This is a genomic window from uncultured Mycobacterium sp., assembly GCF_964249325.1.
Taxonomy (GTDB): domain Bacteria; phylum Actinomycetota; class Actinomycetes; order Mycobacteriales; family Mycobacteriaceae; genus Mycobacterium.
The window spans coordinates 1-386 of the sequence record NZ_CAXUCH010000028.1 but is presented as its reverse complement, the minus strand read 5'-3'; the positions used below and the strand labels follow the sequence as shown (position 1 = coordinate 386).

Below are 386 nucleotides of genomic sequence, written 5' to 3'. Positions count from 1 at the left end.
TGGCTGACTACGGCTTTCACGCACCGACGATGAGCTTCCCGGTAGCCGGCACGCTGATGGTCGAGCCCACCGAGAGCGAAAGCCTGGCCGAAGTCGACGCGTTCTGCGAGGCGATGATCGCGATCCGCGCCGAAATCGACAAGGTGCGCACCGGGCAGTGGCCGGCCGACGACAATCCGCTGCGCGGCGCCCCGCACACCGCCGAGTGCCTGCTGGTGGCCGACTGGGATCACCCGTATAGCCGAGAAGAGGCGGCCTACCCGCTGGGCAAGACGTTCCGGCCAAAGGTATGGCCGCCGGTGCGCCGCATCGACGGCGCCTACGGCGACCGCAACCTGGTGTGCTCGTGCCCGCCGGTGGAGGCCTACGCGCACTGAGCTCTTCTA

Annotated in this window: 1 pseudogene (running past one end of the window); it reads left to right on the top strand. The window is 68.4% G+C overall.

Annotated features, from left to right (window positions below):
* Positions 1–377: pseudogene (gene gcvP / locus ACFE99_RS06030) on the top strand (aminomethyl-transferring glycine dehydrogenase) (it extends 2409 nt beyond the left edge of the window).
* Positions 378–386 lie beyond the last annotated feature (9 nt).